15 protein-coding genes and 1 pseudogene are annotated in these 19,795 nt (G+C 69.7%); 8 read left to right on the forward strand and 8 right to left on the reverse strand.

Going from position 1 to position 19,795, the window contains the following annotated elements; all coding sequences use genetic code 11:
- Window positions 1–375 precede the first annotated feature (375 nt).
- The 4 genes from ACGFY9_RS16945 to ACGFY9_RS16960 form a co-directional block, all read right to left on the reverse strand.
- Window positions 376–1,179 carry an ATP-binding cassette domain-containing protein gene (locus ACGFY9_RS16945; protein WP_393754832.1) on the reverse strand — a complete coding sequence of 268 codons (804 nt, stop codon included), beginning with the start codon at window positions 1,177–1,179 and terminating at the stop codon, window positions 376–378.
- Window positions 1,180–1,181: 2 nt separating this feature from the next.
- The gene (locus ACGFY9_RS16950; RefSeq protein ID WP_393754834.1) at window positions 1,182–2,246 is read right to left on the reverse strand and encodes an ABC transporter permease; all 1,065 of its coding nucleotides are present in this window, start codon (window positions 2,244–2,246) and stop codon (window positions 1,182–1,184) included.
- A 110-nt stretch (window positions 2,247–2,356) separates the two neighbouring features.
- On the reverse strand, window positions 2,357–3,448 hold the full coding sequence (locus ACGFY9_RS16955; protein WP_393754836.1) for a sugar ABC transporter substrate-binding protein: 1,092 nt from the start codon (window positions 3,446–3,448) through the stop codon (window positions 2,357–2,359).
- A 510-nt stretch (window positions 3,449–3,958) separates the two neighbouring features.
- Window positions 3,959–4,996, reverse strand: coding sequence for a LacI family DNA-binding transcriptional regulator (locus ACGFY9_RS16960; RefSeq protein WP_393754838.1), 1,038 nt, complete (start codon window positions 4,994–4,996; stop codon window positions 3,959–3,961).
- Between the two features lie 249 nt (window positions 4,997–5,245).
- Between ACGFY9_RS16960 and ACGFY9_RS16965 the strand changes: the two genes are divergently transcribed.
- The 6 genes from ACGFY9_RS16965 (at window position 5,246) to ACGFY9_RS16990 (ending at window position 12,819) form a co-directional block, all read left to right on the forward strand.
- Window positions 5,246–6,427, forward strand: a complete 1,182-nt coding sequence (locus ACGFY9_RS16965) for a Gfo/Idh/MocA family protein (RefSeq protein ID WP_393754840.1) — start codon at window positions 5,246–5,248, stop codon at window positions 6,425–6,427.
- Between the two features lie 315 nt (window positions 6,428–6,742).
- Window positions 6,743–8,179: a sugar porter family MFS transporter gene (locus ACGFY9_RS16970; RefSeq protein WP_393754841.1), complete on the forward strand. Its 1,437-nt coding sequence runs from the start codon at window positions 6,743–6,745 to the stop codon at window positions 8,177–8,179.
- Window positions 8,180–8,232: 53 nt separating this feature from the next.
- Window positions 8,233–9,270 (forward strand): Gfo/Idh/MocA family protein, encoded by a 1,038-nt coding sequence (locus tag ACGFY9_RS16975; protein WP_393754843.1) that lies wholly within the window; start codon window positions 8,233–8,235, stop codon window positions 9,268–9,270.
- A 24-nt stretch (window positions 9,271–9,294) separates the two neighbouring features.
- Window positions 9,295–10,293: a sugar phosphate isomerase/epimerase family protein gene (locus ACGFY9_RS16980; protein WP_393754844.1), complete on the forward strand. Its 999-nt coding sequence runs from the start codon at window positions 9,295–9,297 to the stop codon at window positions 10,291–10,293.
- A 38-nt stretch (window positions 10,294–10,331) separates the two neighbouring features.
- Window positions 10,332–11,201 (forward strand): sugar phosphate isomerase/epimerase family protein, encoded by an 870-nt coding sequence (locus ACGFY9_RS16985; RefSeq protein WP_393754846.1) that lies wholly within the window; start codon window positions 10,332–10,334, stop codon window positions 11,199–11,201.
- A gap of 265 nt (window positions 11,202–11,466) precedes the next feature.
- On the forward strand, window positions 11,467–12,819 hold the full coding sequence (locus tag ACGFY9_RS16990; protein ID WP_393754848.1) for a DUF3500 domain-containing protein: 1,353 nt from the start codon (window positions 11,467–11,469) through the stop codon (window positions 12,817–12,819).
- A gap of 441 nt (window positions 12,820–13,260) precedes the next feature.
- Here the strand turns inward: ACGFY9_RS16990 and ACGFY9_RS16995 are convergent, their stop codons facing one another.
- The 4 genes from ACGFY9_RS16995 to ACGFY9_RS17010 form a co-directional block, all read right to left on the reverse strand.
- Window positions 13,261–15,603, reverse strand: coding sequence for an alpha-L-fucosidase (locus ACGFY9_RS16995; protein ID WP_393754850.1), 2,343 nt, complete (start codon window positions 15,601–15,603; stop codon window positions 13,261–13,263).
- A gap of 52 nt (window positions 15,604–15,655) precedes the next feature.
- Window positions 15,656–16,489, reverse strand: a complete 834-nt coding sequence (locus tag ACGFY9_RS17000; protein ID WP_393755268.1) for an MMPL family transporter — start codon at window positions 16,487–16,489, stop codon at window positions 15,656–15,658.
- Window positions 16,490–16,763: 274 nt separating this feature from the next.
- Window positions 16,764–17,825 (reverse strand): MFS transporter, encoded by a 1,062-nt coding sequence (locus ACGFY9_RS17005; protein ID WP_393755270.1) that lies wholly within the window; start codon window positions 17,823–17,825, stop codon window positions 16,764–16,766.
- The gene (locus ACGFY9_RS17010) at window positions 17,795–18,646 is read right to left on the reverse strand and encodes an aldo/keto reductase (protein WP_393754852.1); all 852 of its coding nucleotides are present in this window, start codon (window positions 18,644–18,646) and stop codon (window positions 17,795–17,797) included. Before ACGFY9_RS17010 ends, ACGFY9_RS17005 begins: the two co-directional genes overlap by 31 nt.
- Window positions 18,647–18,798: 152 nt before the next feature.
- On the opposite strand from ACGFY9_RS17010, the pseudogene ACGFY9_RS17015 reads away from it, so the two are divergent.
- Window positions 18,799–18,948: pseudogene (locus ACGFY9_RS17015) on the forward strand (transcriptional regulator); the annotation flags it as partial.
- Window positions 18,949–19,093: 145 nt separating this feature from the next.
- On the forward strand, window positions 19,094–19,777 hold the full coding sequence (locus tag ACGFY9_RS17020; RefSeq protein ID WP_393754854.1) for a GNAT family N-acetyltransferase: 684 nt from the start codon (window positions 19,094–19,096) through the stop codon (window positions 19,775–19,777).
- Window positions 19,778–19,795 lie beyond the last annotated feature (18 nt).

Below are 19,795 nucleotides of genomic sequence, written 5' to 3' on the forward strand. Positions count from 1 at the left end.
CGGCCCCGGACGGGCGGTGGCACGGCCGGCCCCTACCTCCGTACCGGGGGAGGGGGTGCGAGGGCTGGTGACCTCCGAGGGCGGCGCCGGCATCCGGGTCGGATCGCCCTCTTGCCGGTCGGGCGGGGAAGGGGAAGGGGGCCGCGGGCCGTGGCAGCGTGACTGCCCGGTGCTTCGGCCGGTTGGTGTCGCCCGGGTGTGGTTCCTGCGCCGCGACGCTCCGAAAAAAGGACAGGCGGTGCCTGCCGGGATGCTCGTAACCGGCAGGTACCGCATGACTGACCCGGAAGGTGGCGCGCGGTCGGGACACCGGGCGGGGCCGGGCGGCCACGTACCGCGGGTCATCCGACCCGACGACGGTGTGAGTCCTCCGGGTCAGGAGTCGGTCTGGGCCTGCAGTTCCATCTCGGCCAGTTCGGCTTCGAGATGGGCCATCGCCTCGCCGCCGGCCATGAGGTCGGTGATCTGCTCCCGGGTGCGTTCGCCCTTGCGGAAGTCGTCCGCCTTCTGGCCGCGGATGAGGACGGCGAAGTGGTCGCCGACCATCATGGCGTGCCGGACGTTGTGGGTGACGAGGATGACGGCGACGCCCTTGGCGCGGGCCTGCATGATGATCCGCAGGACGTGGGCGGCCTCCTTGACGCCGAGGGCAGCGGTGGGTTCGTCGAGGATGAGGACGTTCGCGCCGAAGTACACGGCCCGCGCGATGGCCAGGGCCTGGCGCTCGCCGCCGGACAGGCTGCCCACCAGGCGGCTGCCGTCGGTGACGCGGGTGATGCCCAGGGACTGCATCTCGCGGACGGCGATCTCCCCGGCCAGCTTCTTGTCGAACAGCCTGAACGGGCCCCAGCCCTTGGTGGGTTCGGCGCCGACGAAGAAACAGCGGCCGACGCCCATCAGCGGGAACGTGCCGCCGAACTGGTGCACCGTGGCGATGCCCCGGGCCGACGCGTCGCGGGGGCTGTCGAAGACGACCGGTTCGCCGTTGACCTCGATGATGCCGGTGGTGGGCTTGTGGAACCCGGAGAGGATCTTGATGAGGGTGGACTTGCCGGCGCCGTTGTCGCCGAGCAGGCACAGCACCTTGCCGGGCTCCACCTCCAGGGAGATGTCCTGCAGCGCGTGGGTGCCGAGGAAGGACTTGCTCACGTCGGTCAGGCGCAGAAGGGGTGCGGTCATGGTCAGGCCTTCTTCGCGGATCGGGGCTTGTAGGACAGGGCGAGCCGGCGGAAGGTGTTGTTCATCAGGACCGCCACGAGGATGAGGACACCGAGGATCAGGCTGGCCCAGTCGGAGTTCCAACCGGTGTAGTAGATCCCCTGGTTGACGATCGCGAAGGTCAGGGTGCCGAGCACGACGCCCACGACGGAGCCGTAGCCACCGGTCAGCAGCACGCCGCCGATGACCACCGCGATGATGGAGTTGAAGACGAAGGACTGGCCGTTGGCGACCTGGGCGCCGTTGTAGAGGATGGTCTGGATCACGCCCACCAGGGCGGCGCCGAAGCCGCTGGCCATGTACAGGGCGATCTTCACCTTGTCGACCGGGATGCCGGTGGCGCGGGCGCTCTCCTTGTCACCGCCGATGGCGAAGATCCAGTTGCCGTACTTCATCATCTGCAGCACCACCGTGACCAGCACCGCCAGGCCCAGCCACCAGAAGATCGCGACCTCGAACTGGCCGGCGATCAGCTTCCCGAACAACGCCTTGGACAGCGGGTCGGGGCTGATGGCAACGCTGGTCGTGCCGGTGGTGACGCGGGAGAGGCCGAGGGTGAGACCGGCCAGGCCGGACAGCGTGGCCAGGGTGACGACCAGCGAGTGGACGTTGGTGCGGGTGACGAGGATGCCGTTGATCAGGCCGGTCAGCAGGCCCAGGCCGAGCGCGCACACGATGCCGACGATCATCGGCGCGCCCCAGTGGCCGGACACGATGGCCAGCGTCATCGAGCTGCCGGCCAGCACCGAGCCCACGGACACGTCGAGTTCACCGGCGATCATCAGCAGCCCGACGGGGATGGCGATGATGCCGAGTTCGGAGGCGATGTTCAGCCAGCTCGCCGCCCCTCCCGCGGCGAGGAACTTCTCCCCGCCGAAGATCGCGAAGAAGACGAACACGCTGATCGTTCCGATGAGCGCGCCGACCTCGGGACGATGTCGCAGTTGCGCCAGAGGGCTCTCGGTCTGCTTAGGCGGGGCGACCGCGGTCGCTTTCCCGGCCGTCGTGTCGGGAGTTGAGGTTGTCATCGGAGTGGTGTCACCTTCGTCGATCCGGGTGTGGTGCGGGGCGTGGGCGTGGGGGCCCTTTCGGGTGCGGGGAGGTGCCGGGCCCGGGGAGAGGCCCGGCACCGGGTCGGTCAGCGGACTCCGGCCTTGGTGCCCGCGATCGCCGCGTCGACGTTGTCCTTGGTGACCAGCAGGGGGCCGGTCAGGATCGGGTTCTGCGGCGGGAGCACGCCGTAGGACAGGAACTGGTTGGCGATCGACACGACGTAGAAGCCCTGGAGGTAGGGCTGTTGGTCGATGGCGAAGAGCTGGTTGCCCGACTTGATGCGGTCGAGCTGGCTCTGCGAGAGGTCGAAGGTGCCGAGCTGGACCTTGCTGCCGACGCCCGCCTGCTTGATCGCGGCGGCGGCGCTGTCGGCGTCCCCGGTGTCGACCGTCACGACCGCGTCGATGCTGGAGTCCTTCAGCAGCGCGCCCTTGATCGCCTGGGTGACGGCGGACGGGTTGCCGAAGTTCGAGGAGGGCAGCGGGAGTTGCTTGGAGGCGGAGCCCTTGCTGACGGCGCCGTCCTTGATGCCCTTGCAGCGGGCCTCCTGGTTGGCGGAGCCGGGGACGGTGTTGACGCAGAGGATGTTCTTCGCGCCCTCCTCGGCGAACTTCGCGCCGCCGGCCTCGCCCGCCTGGTAGTCGTCCGACCCGATGTACTTGACGGCGCCGACCCGCTTGGCCGCGTCGATGCCGCCGGAGTTGTAGATGAAGACCTTGATGCCCTTGGCGATGGCCTGCTTGATCGCGGAGTCCTGGTTCCCGGGCACCCAGTCCGGCACGAGGATCGCCGAGGGGTTCTGCGAGATGGCGGTCAGCGTCAGCTTGGCGACGTCCGGGCCGAGGTTGTCGTAGCTCTGCGGGCCGAGGTAGGTGACAGTGCCGCCGCCCGCCTTCACCAGCTTCGTCGCGTCCTCGACACCGCGCTTGACCGCGGAGAAGAACGGGTCGTCGGACTTGCCGCCGATGACGTAGATGTTGTTCTTGCCGCCGCTTTTCGTGCCGGACGTCGTTCCGCCTCCGGCAGACGCGGTCGCCTGCCCCGAGGTACCGCCGGTGGCCTTCCCGCTGGCGCACCCGGTCAGCGCGGCCGCCGTCATGGCGAGCAGGCTTACCACGGTCAGGCCTTTTCTGGAGAGACGGTTACCGGAGGGCCGCCGGGTCTGGATGCGATTCATGGGCTGGGTTTCTCCTTCAAGTGATGCCGGGCGGGGGGAGTGAGCGGGCCAGGCATGTCTCATGTCTCGGGGGTGGAGGCGCCACGGCGGAAGGGAGCGGAACGGCGTCGCGCCTTCGGGGGAGGGGTCGCGCGGCAAGGACTTGCACGGGGTCCCGGGTACCGATTCCGTTCATCCGCCGCACCTGGTTCCCCTTGGGCGGGGCGGCGTCAGTGATCACCGGAACAGCTCGTTGCGGGGATGTCCCGGCACCCGGTCACGGCAATGCCGGATTGTCTGGTGAGTATGGGTTCTGCAAGCGTTTAAATCGCTTTAAGCGGTGGCCAGAGCATGCTTGCGTTTCGGGAACGTGTCAAGGGTCTGCTCGCGAATGAATGCTGCGACGCGAATCTGTTGCATAAAGGTGCGTTAGCCACATATTCGCTGTCGGGCCGACGGGAGCCGCCGGTTCACGGCCTCCCGGGCCGCGCGCGGGGGCTCGACGGGATCACTGCGGGCGGCCTGCCGGGATCAGTGCGGTCGGCCCGTGGTGGCCCGTATGACCAGCGATGGGGCGAGGACGATCTCGCGAGACGCCGTGCGTCCACCGTCGAGGCGTTCGACGACGGCGGTCACGGCCTGCCGGGCCTGCTCCTCGGCGTTCTGGCTGACGGTGGTGAGGTTGAAGCAGCTGAGCCGGGACAGGGGATCGTCGTCGTAGCCGACGACGGACACGGTGCCGGGGACATCGACCCCGGCCCCCCGCAGGGCGGTGAGCAGCCCGATGGCGCTCCGGTCGTTGAACGCGACAACCGCCGTCGGCAGGTCGCCGCTGTCGAGGAGGTGCCGCCCGGCCTTCTCGCCGGCCTCCTCGGTGAGGTCCCCGTGGAGGATCCGGATCCGCTCGCCCAGGCCGTGGCGGCGCATGGCGCCCCGGTAGCCGCGGCGGCGGTCGGTGGCGATGACGCCCTTGCCGCCGTCGACGTAGGCGATCGCCCGGTGGCCCAGGCCCACCAGATGGTCGACCACCTGGCCGACGCCGTCGTCGTCGGCGCTGCGCACCACGTCGAGCTCGGCACCGGTGATCCGGCGGCCCAGCGAGACGACCGGCGCCTGGCGGTCGAGGTCGGCGAGCACGGAGGCGGGGGCGACCGGGCCCAGCAGGATCAGGGCTTCGCAGCGGAAGGCGAGGAGTGTCTCGACCGCCGTGTTCTCGTCGCGGGTCCGGGTCTGGGTGCTCAGGACGAGGTCGTAGCCGACGCCCTCGGCGGCCGTGTGGAGGTGCTCGACCAGCTCGGCCTGGAACGCGCTGTGGACGTCGATCATGACGCCGAGCAGTCGGCTGCGTCTGCTGGCCAGGGCGCTGGCCGTGCGGTCGGGACGGTAGCCCAGATCGGCCGCCGCCTTCAGGACGCGCTGCCGGGTGCGCTCGCTGGGGCCGGGGATGTTGCGCAGCACCAGCGACACCGACGCCGTCGACAGGCCGACGCGCGCGGCGACGTCCTCCAGCCGGGGACGGACGGACGCGCCATTGCCGCCCGCCGGGGCGGCGGAGCCGAGCTCGTCCACACGACCTCCCACGGATCTGCGGCAACAGCCTTGACAGCTACCTGTGACGCCGCTGATAGTACCAGGGCTTAAAGCGCTTTAATCGGCGCATTGGGCCCGTTCCGCTTCCTGACCGGCCGGGCCGCCGCACGGCCCGGTCGGCCCAGCGCCCGGTCGGCCGCTCCATCGGCTCGACCCCTCCGGGAGCGGCCTCCGCTCCCGATGCCTATGCCTCCCAGCCTCGGCGCCCCGCGCCGGAGAGGAATCACCATGAGCACACCACCGATCAGGGTGGCGGTCGTCGGAGCCGGAATGGCCGGCCGAGCCCACCTCAACGGCTACCGGCAGGCCGCGACCCTCTACGGTGCCGGACTGCCCGAGGTGCGCCTGGTCGCCGTAGCCGACGCGCATGCGCCCTTCGCCCGGGACGCCGCCCGCCGCTACGGCTACGCGCGGGCCGAGACCGACTGGCGGGCGGTCGTCGAGGCCGACGACATCGACGCGGTCAGCGTCGTCGTCGCCAACGACCTGCACCGTGAGATCGTCGAGGCACTGCTGGCGGCCGGCAAGCACGTGCTGTGCGAGAAGCCGCTCGCACCGTCCGTGGCCGACGCCGAGGCCATGGTGAAGGCCGCCGAGAACACCGGCCTGGTGGCCGCGACGGGCTTCACCTTCCGCCGCTCCCCAGCCGTCAACGCCATCCGGCAGCAGATCCTGGAAGGCTCGCTCGGGCCGGTCCGGCACTTCAACGGGCACTACTGGTGCGACTACGGTCACAACCCGGACGCGCCCATCAGCTGGCGCTACCGCGGTGGGCCCGGTTCCGGTGCGCTCTCCGACATCGGCAGCCACCTCATCGATCTCGGCGAGTACTTCTGCGGGCCGGTGCGCAGCGTCCAGGGCGCGGTGCTGTCCATGCAGGTGCCCGACCGGCCGATGCCCGTGGGCACCGCCGTCGGGCACTCGGCGAACGTGCGGGTGAGCCAGGAGCGGCAACCCGTGGAGAACGAGGACATCGCCACCTTCACCGCGACCTTCGCCTCCGGTGCCGTCGGTACTTTCTCCGTCTCCCGTATCGCCCGCGGGCTGGCCAACTCCCTTGGTTTCGAGGTGTTTTCGAAGGACGGCGCGGCGACCTTCGAACTGTCACGTCCGGCGGAGTTCACCATCGCCGACGCGGCGACCTCCGACCCCGTGGACGGCTACCGGCGAGTGGTCGTCGGTCCCGGCCACCCCTACATCGCCGGAGGCGTTCCCATGGACTTCCCCAGCGTCGGCCACGGCCAGCACGAGTTCTTCGTCTGGCAGGCCCGCGCCTTCCTGGAGCAGATCGCGGGACTGGACCGTCTTCCGGCGTGTCCCACGCTCGCCGAGGGGCTGCACAACCTGCGGGTCATCGACGCGGTCGTCGCCTCCGCCGGCACCGGCGGCAGCGCGGTCACCGTGCGGTGACCCGTCCCCACTCGGCCTCGCCCGTCCTGGCCGGGGTCGCGGCGGGCAGTCCACGAAACCTCGTGGCAACAACCTATTGACATGACATTCGGACGGCGTCATCGTTCTCGACTAAGCGTGCTCTTAAAGCGCTTCAAATTCCTCGGCGCGTCTCCACCGCCTTCCGCCGAACCCACCGTCCCCTCCCCGAAGGACACGTCATGGCAACGACGCCATCCCCCCTCGCCGAAGTCGCCCGCACCCGCGAACCCCCGCCCGACCGGGGCCACTTCGCCACCCGACGCCCGAACGAGAACCGGTAGGAGGCGGCAGCCCATGGATGTCAGGGACGACAGGGACGAAAAGACACAGCCTCTCCTCTCCACCGCGGCCATCGACGACGCGCCCCCGGCCGTCTCCCGGCGGCTGCGCCTCATCACCGTCATCGCCACCTTCGGCGGACTCCTCTTCGGCTACGACACGGGCGTCATCAACGGCGCCCTGCCGTACATGACCAAGGACCTGGGCCTCACCCCCTTCACCGAGGGGATGGTCACCAGCTCGCTGCTGCTCGGTGCGGCACTGGGCTCGCTGTTCGGCGGCCGGTTGTCGGACGCGCGCGGGCGGCGCCGTAACATCCTGCTGCTCGCCGTGGTGTTCTTCGCCGGGGCGCTCGGCTGCACGCTGGCACCCAACACCGAACTCATGGTCGTGGCGCGCTTCGTGCTCGGCCTCGCGGTCGGCGGTGCCTCGGTGACCGTGCCGGTGTACCTGGCGGAGATCTCCCCGGCCGAGCGCCGTGGCCGCCTGGTCACCCGCAACGAGCTGATGATCGTGAGCGGTCAGCTGGCCGCGTTCACCTTCAACGCGGTCATCGCGAACGTCGGCGGCGAGTCCGGTGGCGTCTGGCGCTGGATGCTGGTCGTGGCGACCCTGCCCGCGGTGGTGCTGTGGTTCGGCATGCTGGCCATGCCGGAGAGCCCGCGCTGGCTCGCCTCCAGGACCCGCTACCAGGAAGCGCTGGCCGTCCTGAAGCAGGTCCGCTCCGAACAGCGCGCCGAGGCCGAACTCGCCGAGGTCACCGCGATGGCGATCGAGGACGAGAAGGCCAAACTCGGCGGCTGGGACGACCTGCGGGTGCCCTGGGTGCGCAAGCTCGTCCTGGTCGGTGTCGGCATCGCGATCGTCATGCAGATCACCGGCGTCAACACGATCATGTACTACGGCACCCAGATCCTCACCGACGCCGGTCTCGCCTCCGACAGCGCGCTGACCGCGAACATCGCCAACGGCGTGATCTCCGTGCTGGCCACCTTCGTCGGCATCTGGCTGCTGGGCCGGGTCGACCGCCGTCCGATGCTGATGGCCGGTCAGATCGGCACCATCGCCGCCCAGTTGATGATCGGCGTGTTCTCCCTGATGCTGCCCGCCGGTGACGGCCGGGCGTACGCGGTCCTCGCCATGACGGTCACCTTCCTCGCCTTCCAGCAGGGCGCGATCTCGCCGGTGACCTGGCTGATGCTGTCCGAGATCTTCCCGCTGAAGATGCGCGGCTTCGGTCTGGGCATCGCGGCCTTCGCCCTGTGGATCACCAACTTCCTCATCGGACTGCTCTTCCCGGTCCTCGTCGACGCGGTCGGCGTGTCCAACACGTTCTTCGTGTTCGTCGCCCTCGGCATCCTCGCGGTCACCTTCGTGAAGCTGTACGTCCCCGAGACGCGCGGTCGCACGCTTGAGCACCTCGAACACGAACTCAGGGCCCGCTACTCCTGAACACCCCTTGTGTGCCCGGCGGTTGGCGCCGGGAGCCTGGAAAGGACTTCCCCATGACTGTGCGCGTAGGGGTGATCGGGGCCGGCTGGATCGGCCAGGACCACATCCGCCGGCTCACCGACACCGTGACCGGCGCCGAGGTCATCGCCGTCACCGACATCGACTCCGCGCGGGCCGAGGAGGCGGCGGCACGGGCCGGTGCCCGGGTGTGCGCCGACGGCGCCGAGTTGATCGCCGCAGACGACGTCGACGCGGTGCTGGTCACCTCCTGGGGGCCCACCCACGCCGAGCACGTGCTGACCGCGATAGCCGCCGGGAAACCGGTGTTCTGCGAAAAGCCCCTCGCCACCACCGTCGAGGACTGTCTGCGGATCATCGAGGCCGAGTCGGCACACGGCCGCCGTCTCGTCCAGGTCGGGTTCATGCGCCGCTACGACGCCGGATACCGGCAGATGAAGCAGGTCATCGACTCCGGCCGGGTCGGCGAGCCACTGGTCGTGCACTGCGCCCACCGCAACCCCTCCGTGCCGGAGTCGTACACCTCGGAGATGGCCGCACTCGACTCGGCGGTGCACGAGATCGACGTGCTGCGCTGGCTGCTCGACGACGAGATCGTCTCCACCCAGGTCGTCGTCCCGCGCTCCACCAGCAAGCGGTTCGCGCACCTCAAGGACCCGCAGATCATGCTCTTCGAGACCGCCAAGGGCATCCGCGTCGACCTGGAGATGTTCGTCAACTGCCAGTACGGCTACGACATCCAGTGCGAGATCGTCGCCGAGGAGGGCCTCGTACGGCTGCCGGACCCGGCCTCGGTCGCCGTACGCACGGCGGGCCGGCACAGCACGGAGATCCTCCAGGCGTGGGTGGGCCGGTTCGTGGACGCCTTCGACACCGAGTTCCGCGAGTGGATCGCCACGGTCGAGGCGGGCACCGAACCCACCGGCCCGTCCGCCTGGGACGGCTACGCGGCGACCGTCATCTCCAACGCCACCGTCGAGGCCCTGACAAGGGGCCGCGTCGTCGACACCGGCATGAAGCCCCGGCCCGCCTTCTACAGCGGCGCCGCCATCGACGTCCAGCCCGCAGCCTGACCACCGTATCCAAGGAGCATCCACATGGCCCTCAAGCTCGGCGCCTACACCGCCTGCCTGCACGACCGCACCCTCACCGAGGCGCTCGACATCCTCAAGGAGAACGGTCTGACCTCCGTCGAGGTCAACACCGGCGGGTTCATACCCTCCCCGCACTGCCCGGTCGACCTCCTGCTGTCCTCGGCGACCGCGCGCGAGGAGTACCTGGCTACCTTCGCCGACCGCGGGATGGAGCTGACCGGCCTCAACTGCAACGGCAACCCGCTCAACCCGCTCCCGGGCGTCGGGCCGAAACACGCCGACGACCTGCGCCGCACCATCCGCCTCGCGGGACTGCTCGGCGTCAGGCACGTGGTCACCATGTCCGGAACCCCGGGCTCCGACCCCGACGCCAAGTACCCCTCCTGGGTGGTCAATCCCTGGGACGGCGTCTACATGGACGTCCTGGACTACCAGTGGGGAGTGGCCGTCGAGTTCTGGAAGGAGATCGACGCGCTCGCCCGGGAGAACGACGTCCGGGTCGCCATCGAGATGCACCCGCACAACCTCGTCTTCTCCCCGGTCACCCTGAAGCGGCTGGTCGAGGCGGGCGGCCTGACGAACGTCGGCGCCGAGATGGACCCCTCCCACCTGATGTGGCAGGGCATGGACATCGTCGCCTCCATCAAGTGGCTGGGCCCGCTGGTCTTCCACGCCGCCGCCAAGGACGCCACGCTCTGCCCCGGCGCCGACATCCGCGGCGTCCTGGACACCTCCTTCACCCGCGTCCCCGCCGACGCCGAGGGCAAGGTGCCCACCGGTTACGGCTTCTGGTGCAACGCCTGGCCCGAGGACCCGGCCTGGAAGTTCGTCGCCGTAGGCATCGGCAACGACGTCCCCTTCTGGACCGAGTTCCTGCGCGCCCTCGCCGACGTCGACCCCGACATGGCGGTCAACATCGAGCACGAGGACGCCGCCTACTCCCAGACCGAGGGCCTCGCCCTGGCCGCCAAGAACCTGCACAGCGCCGCAGCCGCGCTCTGATCCACCCCCCTCCCCTCGAAGGACAGCGAAGGACAGCGATGAAGCTCGCCCTTGATCCACAGATGTTCTACTCGACCCACTCGGTGCTGGAGCTGCCCGACCTGGTGGCGCGTGCCGGCTACTCCTGGATGGAGCTGTCTCCCAAGGACGACTTCATCCCCTTTTTCCGTCACCCGCGCGCCGACGACGTCACCGTGGCCAAGCTGCGCAAGCGCGCCGCCGACGCCGGGATCGGCATCGCCTCGGTGCTGCCGGTGCTGCGCTGGTCCGGCCCCGGGGAGGAGGAACGGCAGGCCGCGGTGCGCGCCTGGAAGCGGGCCATCCAGATCACCGCCGACCTCGGCGTCGACACCATGAACTCCGAGTTCAACGGCCGCCCCGAAGGCGCCGAGTTCGCCGAGAGCCAGTTCCTGCGCTCCCTGGACGAGCTGATCCCCGTTTTCGAGCGCGAGGGCGTCAAGCTGGTGCTCGAACCGCATCCCGACGATTTCATCGAGGACGGCCACGCCGCGGTGAACATGGTGCGGGGGCTCAACCGGGAGTGGATCTCGTTCCTCTACTGCACCCCGCACACCTTCCACCAGGGCAACGACGCCACCGGCATCATCACCGCCGCCGCCGAGAAGGTCACCTACGTGCACCTCGCCGACACCCTGGACCACACCGCCTCGGGCGGGTTGCGCTACATCGTCAACCCGCCCGGGTCGACCGTGCGCGTGCACCAGCACGCGGAGATGGGCAGGGGAGAGGTCGACTTCGACGAGGTCTTCGCGGCGCTCGCCTCGGTCGGCTTCGACGGGGTGATCTCCTCATGTGTCTTCGGCTGGGAGGAGCACGCCGAGGACATCAGCGTCCGCCAGCGCGAGAAGGCCACCGCACTGATCGACAAGCACTTCGGCAAACTCTGAGAGAGGGCACAGGAACCACAGGAAGTTCAGAGGTATCCCGAAAAAACGTCCCCCATGTCCCCTCATGTCAGGCCGATGCGGGCGGGGCGCCCAAAGCTTCCGTAAGCCTTGGGACGAAGGAAATGGGCGCGCCGCCGACCGGCTCTCGTCCCCGCCCCGTCCCCCGCGGCCGGCCGGTTCATCGGACTCTCATCCCCCTGCGGGAGCCTCGGACGGACGGCCGCTGGGGCCTCGACACGGCATCGAGAGAAGTGAGGTACGCGTAATGACCGACGCGGGAATGGGTGGAAGCACGGGAGGCGACATCCAGGCGGAGGAGGCGCGCTCGGCGGAATCGGACCGGCGCGGCTTCATGCGCAGGGTCTTCCTCGCCGGCGGTGCCACGGCGTTCACCGCCATGGGCGGCGCCGGCGCGATCGCGTTCGCCGACGACAGCACCACCGCCACCGCGTCGCCCTCCGCCGACGACAGCGCGAGCCCCTCACCCAGCGCGAGTTCCACCCGCGGCAGCGGCGGCGGCACGCTCGGCGCGCAGACCATCACCGAGGACTTCTACGGCCTGACCACCGACGGCAGGCAGCTCGACGACCTGTTCACCGTCCACTCGCAGGGCGTCGACACCGGGCCGGTCGTCGCGGCCGCGCAGGCGTTCCTGGCCGGGCTCACCGCCACCCAGAAGACCGCGACGCAGTTCACCGTCCACTCCACCGAGTGGCGGCTGTGGAGCAACCTGGACCCGGGCGAGTTCAAGCGGCAGGGCGTGTCCCTGGCCGACCTGACGGACGATCAGAACGCCCTGGGCACCGCCCTGATGAAGGCGGCCCTGAGCGCCGACGGCCTGGAGACCACCGAGAAGATCCGCCGCCTCAACAAGGCCGCCGGTGAACTGGTGGGCAAGAGCGACGTCTTCAACGACGAGCTCTTCTACTGGACCGTCATGGGCACCCCGTCGGCCACCGAGCCCTGGGGCTTCCAGTTCGACGGCCACCATCTGGTCGTCAACTACTTCGTGCTGGGCGACCAGGTCGTGATGAGCCCCTGCTTCTGGGGTTCGGAGCCCACCTCCCTGGAGATCGACGGCGAGACCGTCTCGGTCTGCCAGGAGGAGGTGGAGGCGAGCCTCGCGTTCGTCCAGTCCCTCACCGCCGCCCAGCAGACGACCGCGATCATCTCGGCCACCAAGGCGGACGAGGACATGAAGGCGGGCGCCTTCGCCGACAACGCCGTCCAGGCCTACGCCGGCATCCGCGCCACCGCCCTGACCACCTCTCAGAAGCGGAAGCTCCTCGCGGTCGCCGAAGCGTTCGTCAACCGTGGCAAGGCGGACGTGGCGAAGGCCCGCATGGCCGAGATCCGCGCCCACCTGGACGACACCTACGCCGCCTGGATCGGCGGCACCGGCGACGACGACCCCTTCTACCTGCGCCTCCACAGCCCCGTCGTATGGATCGAGGTCGACTGTCAGGCGGCCGGCCCGCTGGGCGGCGCGTACGGCAAGACCCGCGCCGACGGGCCGTCCCAGAAGCACATCCACTCCGTGGTCCGCACGCCGAACGGCAACGACTACGGCAGGGAACTGCTGCGCCAGCACTACCTGACCTCCCCGCACCACAGGTGACCCGCGCGGACGCCACCCGGCACCGCTGAGTTCTCCCGAGGGCCTGTCCGGGTCGCACGAGTCGGGACAGCCGACTGACGCGACCCGGACAGACCGGGCCACGCGGAACAGAGTTCATCCGGGACACCGGGACGGCAGCTGTCGGGCCGGGCGATGACGCGGTGGCGGCCAGCCCCACGTCGGGGCAGGTGCCGCCGGAGGCGCGCGGTTCGGGGGTGCACGCTTCCGCCTGGTCCGGCCGACGCGGCGCCGGCTTCAAGAGACTGGGCTGCAGGTCCGCGTAGCCCCGACTCGGCGACCGCGGTTCGGCGACATTCGGACCGCGGGCCGCGCGAATGGGCCCGAGCCATGGCCCGGCACAGCCGCGCATCGGGCGACAGGCCGGGACGCCGACGGTTCGGGTTTCGTCGCGGTTGAACTGCCCAGGGCGTCCGTCGGGTCTCAGGCACGCCAATGCACTTTGAACACCCACGCGTGCTGCCCCGCCTTGCGTGCGGCTTCGGGGACGTCGATCACCAGCGCCCCGTTGCTGAGGGTCCATGTCAGGGGGCGGCCGTGGCCGAGCATCGTCACCTTGTCGCCACTGCGGATCGGGATCGGCGCTTCGACGGTGAGTCTGGCGCTCGGCTCGGCCAGGGAGTGGATGTAGAAGGCCTCGTCCGGGCGGACCGTGAACCTCAGGTCGTCGCCGAGCTGCGCCATCCGCGACCAGTACGTCGTGTCGTAGATCGCCTCGCCGTTGACGCTCAGCCAGCGGCCCGTCTCGCGCAGCCGGGTCTGCATGATCTCGGGGATCGAGCCGTCGGCCCGAGGGCCGATGTCGAGAAGGAAGTTGCCGTTCTTCGACACGATGTCGACGAGGTTGCGCACGACCTCCTCGGCCGTCATGTAGCCGTCGTCGGGGGTCGCCCGGTTGTAGCCGTAGCTGAACGGGTCGAGGCCGCGGCTGGACTCCCACTTGGCGACGACCGTGTTCTCGTACGTCGTGTACTCGGGCGTGGTGAAGTCGTGGAAGGCGATCCCCGAACGGTCGTTGACGGTCACGTCGATCGGACGGCGGCGGTTCTTGGCGTGGTTGAAGTACTCCGCCAGCACCTGGAGGCTGTCGTTGGCGCCGCCGATGTCGCACCAGATGAGCTCGGGGTCGTAGCCGTGGATCAGTTCCAGCATCTGCGGGGCCTGATACTGCGTCACATAGTCCTTGCCCGCGGTGTATCCGGTGTACGGCAACGACTGAAGGGTGTACGGATTGCGCGGGGCGTGGCCCATCCACGGGTTGTCGGGGTTGAACCACTCCGGCATCGAGAAGTAGAGCCCGCGGTGGAGTTCGGGCGCGTAACGGCGTGAGGCGTCGAAGAGTTCTTTGACCAGGTCCCTCTTCGGGCCCATCTTGACCGCGTTGCGGTCGGAGACCTTGGTGTCCCACAGCGCGAAGCCCTCGTGGTGCTTCGAGGTGAGCACGTGGTACTGGGCGCCCGCGTCCCGGAACAGTTCCACCCAGGCTCGCGGGTCGAACTTCTCGGCGGTGAAGCGCGGGATGAAGTCGTCGTAGGCGAAGTCCTCGCCGTAGGTGTCCCGGTGGTAGGCGTACGTCGGGTTGTTCGGGTCCTGCATCTGGTCCCAGTACCACTCGGCGTACTGCTTGCCGACCGGCGCCCAGGCGGGCACCGAGTAGACGCCCCAGTGGATGAAGATGCCGAACTTGGCGCCCTGGAACCAGTACGGCGCCTGGTGGCCGGCCAGGGAGGTCCCGGTGGGTCCGTAGTCGGCGACGCCGAGGGTCAACTGCTCGCGGGACACCGCGACTTGGGAGCCGCGTCCGGTCACGGTCACCGTGCCGTCCCGCACGGTGCCGGGCGTGGCGCCGCTGCGGATGCCGACGCGGACGCGTGCCTGTTCGCCGGGGTCCAGGCGCCGGACGCGGGCGGGCTCGACCGTACGGGCACCCTCGGCGTCGACCCGCACGGACACTCCGTCACCCGCGAGGATCGCGACCGTACCGGCGTTCACGACCGTCGCCTCGACGCTCTGCGCGCCGGACGACTCCAGCAGCGAATTCGTGGAGTGGGCGTCGCGCAGGGCCAACGCCCGTCCCTGGGCGGCGGGTTGGAGGGAGAGCGCGAAGACGTGCAGCGAAGCCCGGCCCGCCTCGGCCGGGTTGGTGACCGGGAGGGTGAGGGCAACCGCCTCGCGCTGCGGGTCGAACCAGACCTCCGAGGTGCCGATGCCGACGCTGTGCTGGTCCTCGGTGCCGTCCGGCCGGTAGCGGTACGGGGCGGAGAGCGAGCCGCCGGCCGCGTACCAGTCGGCGCCGCCGAGGCCGGCGGTCGTGGTGGAGCCGTCGGCGTAGCGGACGGTGGCGTTGCCGGAGGCGTTGCCATAACTGCCCGAGGTGAGGAAGACGGCCGACAGGTAGCGGCCCTGGGGCAGTTCGACGCGCTGGCCCATCGCGACGACGTTGTTCTTGGCGCCCGCGGCCGAGGAGGGGAAGAGGAAGGGGATCCCGTCGACCTCGACGCGGCCGGTGGGGAGTTCCTCGCCCGGGAAGGTGTAGCCCGAGCCGTCGAAGTCACCGCCGCGTGCGGAGGCGGTGTCGATGCCGTCGTTGTCGTAGAGGCCGTCGAGCGGGACGGGGACAGGCTCGGGGACGGGGACCCACTGTCCGGCCTGGGCGGGGGCGGGTTCGGCGGCCCGCGCGGCCGTCGCCAGGGTGAGCGGAAGGGCGGCCGAAGCGGCGACGCCCGCCGTCGCGCCGAGGACCTGACGTCTTGGATACGTGCTCATGAGCGGCTCCAAATCATCGGATGTCTGATGATTGAGGAGAGCTGGTGAGCTGTCAACGGTGCGGACAGAGGGAGGAGTTGGGGAAATTCATGGGATGACAAGGAAGGTCGCTCGGCTGCATGCCCTGTTCGGTCAGTTGCTGGTGGATCTCAGTCTCACCATCGCGCGGCCTGAGCCGGGCCGGCCCCTTGAACCGTCCGCCGTGCCCACCCCGTTCACCTGTTCTCGGTCCTCGATGAGGTGCCCGAGTTCGGTGTTCGCAGAGAGCCGGAGGGAGCCCGTCCACCCGGTCTTTGGCCGCGGCTGCTTCGGGCTGGTTGGTGGCGTGGTAACGGTCGATGAGGCGGCGGGCCGCAGCGGTGTGGAGCATGGCCGAGCCGGCGGCCACCAGGTGGACGGCGCGCAGTATTTCGGCGGGGTCGGTGTCCTTGACGGCGTTGCCGCCCAGGCTCGCTTTCAGGCCGGCCTTCTCGCCCTCCTGGACGACGTCGGTCTGGACGGCGTGGGCCGCGCTGCGCATCTCGGCCTGAGCGACCTTGTAGGACGCCTGGGTGTAGGCGATGGTGCCGGACCTGCTGACCAGGCCGCTGGTGAAGGGATCGGTGACGCCCGACACTTGGTGCGACTTCTCCAGCTCCGCCACCAGGGACTCGGCCTTGGCCTTGTTGGCAGCGGAGGCCTGCGGGAACTCCTTCTGCAGCAGATCGATCGCCCTCTGCGATTGCGTGCCCGGAACACCCAGGACCTCGGAGGACGTGCCGGGCGCACTCATGGCGCCGATGCCGATGGCGGCCTGGACAGCGATCCACAGCATGACGACGATGCGTCGTTGCCGGAACGCCGGCCGGCCGAGCCGATAGAGGAAGGTGGCCGGGATTGCTCCCACCAAGAGAAGAGATCATTGGGTGAGCTGGGCCTGACTGACCCGCGATCTCAACGTAGGAGCGGTACTTGGCGATCATCCGGTACCGCGGAACGGAATCCGGCGGAACTCGCTAGTACCGCAGGACTGGTGACTTCGGACCGCGTCCGGGCCCGGCTCCGCCGAGGCATCGACGAACTCGCCGCGGTGGGACAGCTGGATGTGTCACGTTGCGTTCGTGCCGGTGCGCCTACTCGGGCCTGTGGGAAGCCGACGGCCCGACGAAGTCGCGGTGGCGTTACGGCATTCCGCCGACGGGTGCGGGCTCGGGCTTTCCGAGAGGGATGTCGCGCATGCCCCGCAATGGTGAGAAGAACAGCCACAGTCCCGCGCAGCAGCCGCCGGCGACGGCGATCCACAAGGTGGCCTGGACGCCGAGGGCGGTGGCGAGCGCTCCGCCGACCACGCCGCCCAGCGGCAGTGTGCCCCAGGTGATCCAGCGTGCGGCGGCACTGACCCGGCCCAGCATGTCCGGCGGGCAGGCGGCCTGGCGGTAAGTGGTCAGCGAGACGCCCGCGACGATGGAGGCGAAGGTCCACGAGATCCAGCCGAATCCGAACAGCAGCACCCACCAACCGTGCCCGGCCAGCGGGATCAGCAGGCCGGGCAGGGACAGCACGGTCATCGAGATCCAGCTGAACCTCGCCGAGCCGACCTTCCGGGCGAGGTACCGTGCCGCCACGCCGCCGGCCACCCCGCCGACGGCCCCCAGCGCCAGCAGCAGCCCGACCATGGCAGGACGCAGATGCAGCGTGCGGATCAGGAACACCGGGCCGAGGGTCTCCACCATGATGACGAAGAAGTTGGCTGTGCCGTTGAAGGCCACCGAGTTCCGCAGGATGGGGTCGCGGGTGACATGGGCGAGCCCCTCACGGATCTGCGCCCACAGCCTGGGCCGCCGGTCGGCTCCGGCCGAGGGCCGTCGTCGCTCGCGGGTACGGACAGCCCTCAGCGAGCCCGCCGACAACGCGAAGGAGAGGGCGTCGGCGGCCATCGCCCCCGCGGCGCCGACCAGCGCCACCAGCCCCGCGCCGCAGGCCCTGCCGCTGTGCGGCCTCCACCGCGAGCCGCCCGATGCTGCCGGTCGCGCCGACCCTGAGGACGTCGGTGATGTTCTGCTTCTGGGACATGGCGAGGTCCTGGTGCGTGAGATGGGTGCTGTCCGAAAACGGCAAGGAGGTGCCCCTCCCGGGCGGGTGCCGGGCGCCGTACGGGAGGAGGACTCGCGCGAGAGCTTGTTCTGGTGGGGTGGCGCTACCCCTTGTCGGCTCAGGCCTCCAGGCGCCGGGCGCTGAGCCAGCTGACCATAGCCGGGTCGCGGTGGTCGAAGAACAGCGTCGCCCCGGTCTCCAGCGCGGCGATGGCCGCCATCTGGTCGTCGGTGAGCTCGAAGTCGAAGATGTCGAAGTTCTCCGCCATGCGGTCGGCACGGACCGACTTGGGGATCGCGACGACGCCGCGCTGGGTCAGCCAGCGGAGCACGACCTGGGCCACGGACTTGCCGTGCTTCGTGCCGATCTCGCTCAGGACCGGGTGGCTGAAGATGTCGTTCTTGCCTTCGGCGAACCCGCCCCACGACTGGATCTGCACCCCGTGCTCTCGCATGAGCTCCTGGTCGGCCGTGCGCTGGAAGAACGGGTGGGTCTCGATCTGGTTGACCGCCGGGGTGACCTCGTTGTTGAGGACGAGGTCGAGGAGCCGGTCGGGGTAGAAGTTGGCGACACCGATCGCCTTGACGCGGCCCTCGCGGTTCAGGGACTCCATGGCGCGCCACTGGCCGTACACATCGCCGTAGGGCTGGTGCATCAGATACAGGTCGACATGGTCCAGGCCGAGCTTGGCCAGCGACGTCTCGAAGGCGCGCCTGGTGTTCTCCTCGGCGGGCGCGTCCTGGACCCACAGCTTGGTGGTGACGAACAGCTCCTCGCGCGGGATGCCGCTGTTCTTGATCGCGCGGCCGACGGCCTCCTCGTTGCCGTAGGCGGCAGCTGTGTCGAGCAGTCGGTAGCCCGCGGCGAGGGCATCGCTGACGGCCTGCTCGGTCTGCTCCGGTGGGATCTGGTAGACGCCGAAACCGAGGATCGGCATCTCGACGCCGTTGTTGAGGGTGATGGTCTGCATGGGGTGTTCCTTAGCTTTCGCGGGTTCTTTCGAGCATCCCGCCTTCGCGCCCCTTGTGGCAGGTCGAGCTGTGCCGGGGAGCGGCGTTCGGGGTAATGACAGGGCCCCCCACCCGTCGGCCACCCAGGTCAGCGCGGTGTGACAGTGGCGGCCTGGCACCCGAGCAGAGCACGGACAGGGGCGACGGCGGAGAGCTGGGCCGGTTCCCGTACGCGCGACGCACCCAGACGAGCCCCGACCAGGTCGGCCTCACCGCGGGCACCGGCCTGCGCCGCACCCGGAGCAGCCCGGCTCGCCGACGACGGCGGCGTTCGCGGCGTTCGGTTCGTTCCCGATGCTGCTGTGCCAACGCGTGCCTCGGAGAGCCGGCGTCGCCCGGCGGCGACGAACGACGGGGGCGGTTATCCGCCTGCCCACCACCAGTTGCGGTCATGCTCTAATCGCCCGATGGCGAAGATCGAATCACAGCTGGTACGACGTTGGCTGGACGGCTGGACCGTGGCCCGCTCCCTGCCCGAGGCCGAGCCGGTCGAGCCCGCCGGGGACGGCCTGCGGTCCAAGTGCGACCAACCCGGCCGGGAGGTCGAGGTGTTCGCGCTGCGTGCGGACGAGGAGCCCGAGTCCTTGGCACGGCTGGCGGCAGCCGTCGCCGCCGCGCGGCAGACCACCTGGCTCACGGTGCCTACGCTGCGCCCGGACACCGTCGAATCCGTCATCGGCGCCGCCGGACTGGAGTTGCTCCGCCGGTCCGAATGGTTGATGACGACGAAACTGACCGAACATCCGCAGCACGCGCCCGCCGCGCCGTACGAGAGCGAGGTGTGTACGGAGGGGCCGGTCACGGTCGTCTCCCTCCGTGGCCCGTCCGGAGAGGTGGCGGCGCGCGGCACCATCGCCGTGGTCGGCACCGATGCGATCGCCGATCGCATCGAGACGGACGAGGCACACCGCCGACGCGGCCTGGGCCGCGCCATGATGAGCGCACTGGCGGAGGCCGCCGTGTCCCAGGGCGCCCGTACCGGCCTTCTCATCGCCAGTGAGGAAGGCCAGCGCCTCTACTCCGCCCTCGGCTGGCACCACGAAGCCGACGTCCTGATCGCCCGGGGACCGGTGGTTCCCTCCTCCTGTTAGGACGTGTCTCCCTGCGCG

Origin of the sequence: Streptomyces sp. NPDC048504, assembly GCF_043200035.1 — a bacterium.
Lineage (GTDB): Bacteria > Actinomycetota > Actinomycetes > Streptomycetales > Streptomycetaceae > Streptomyces.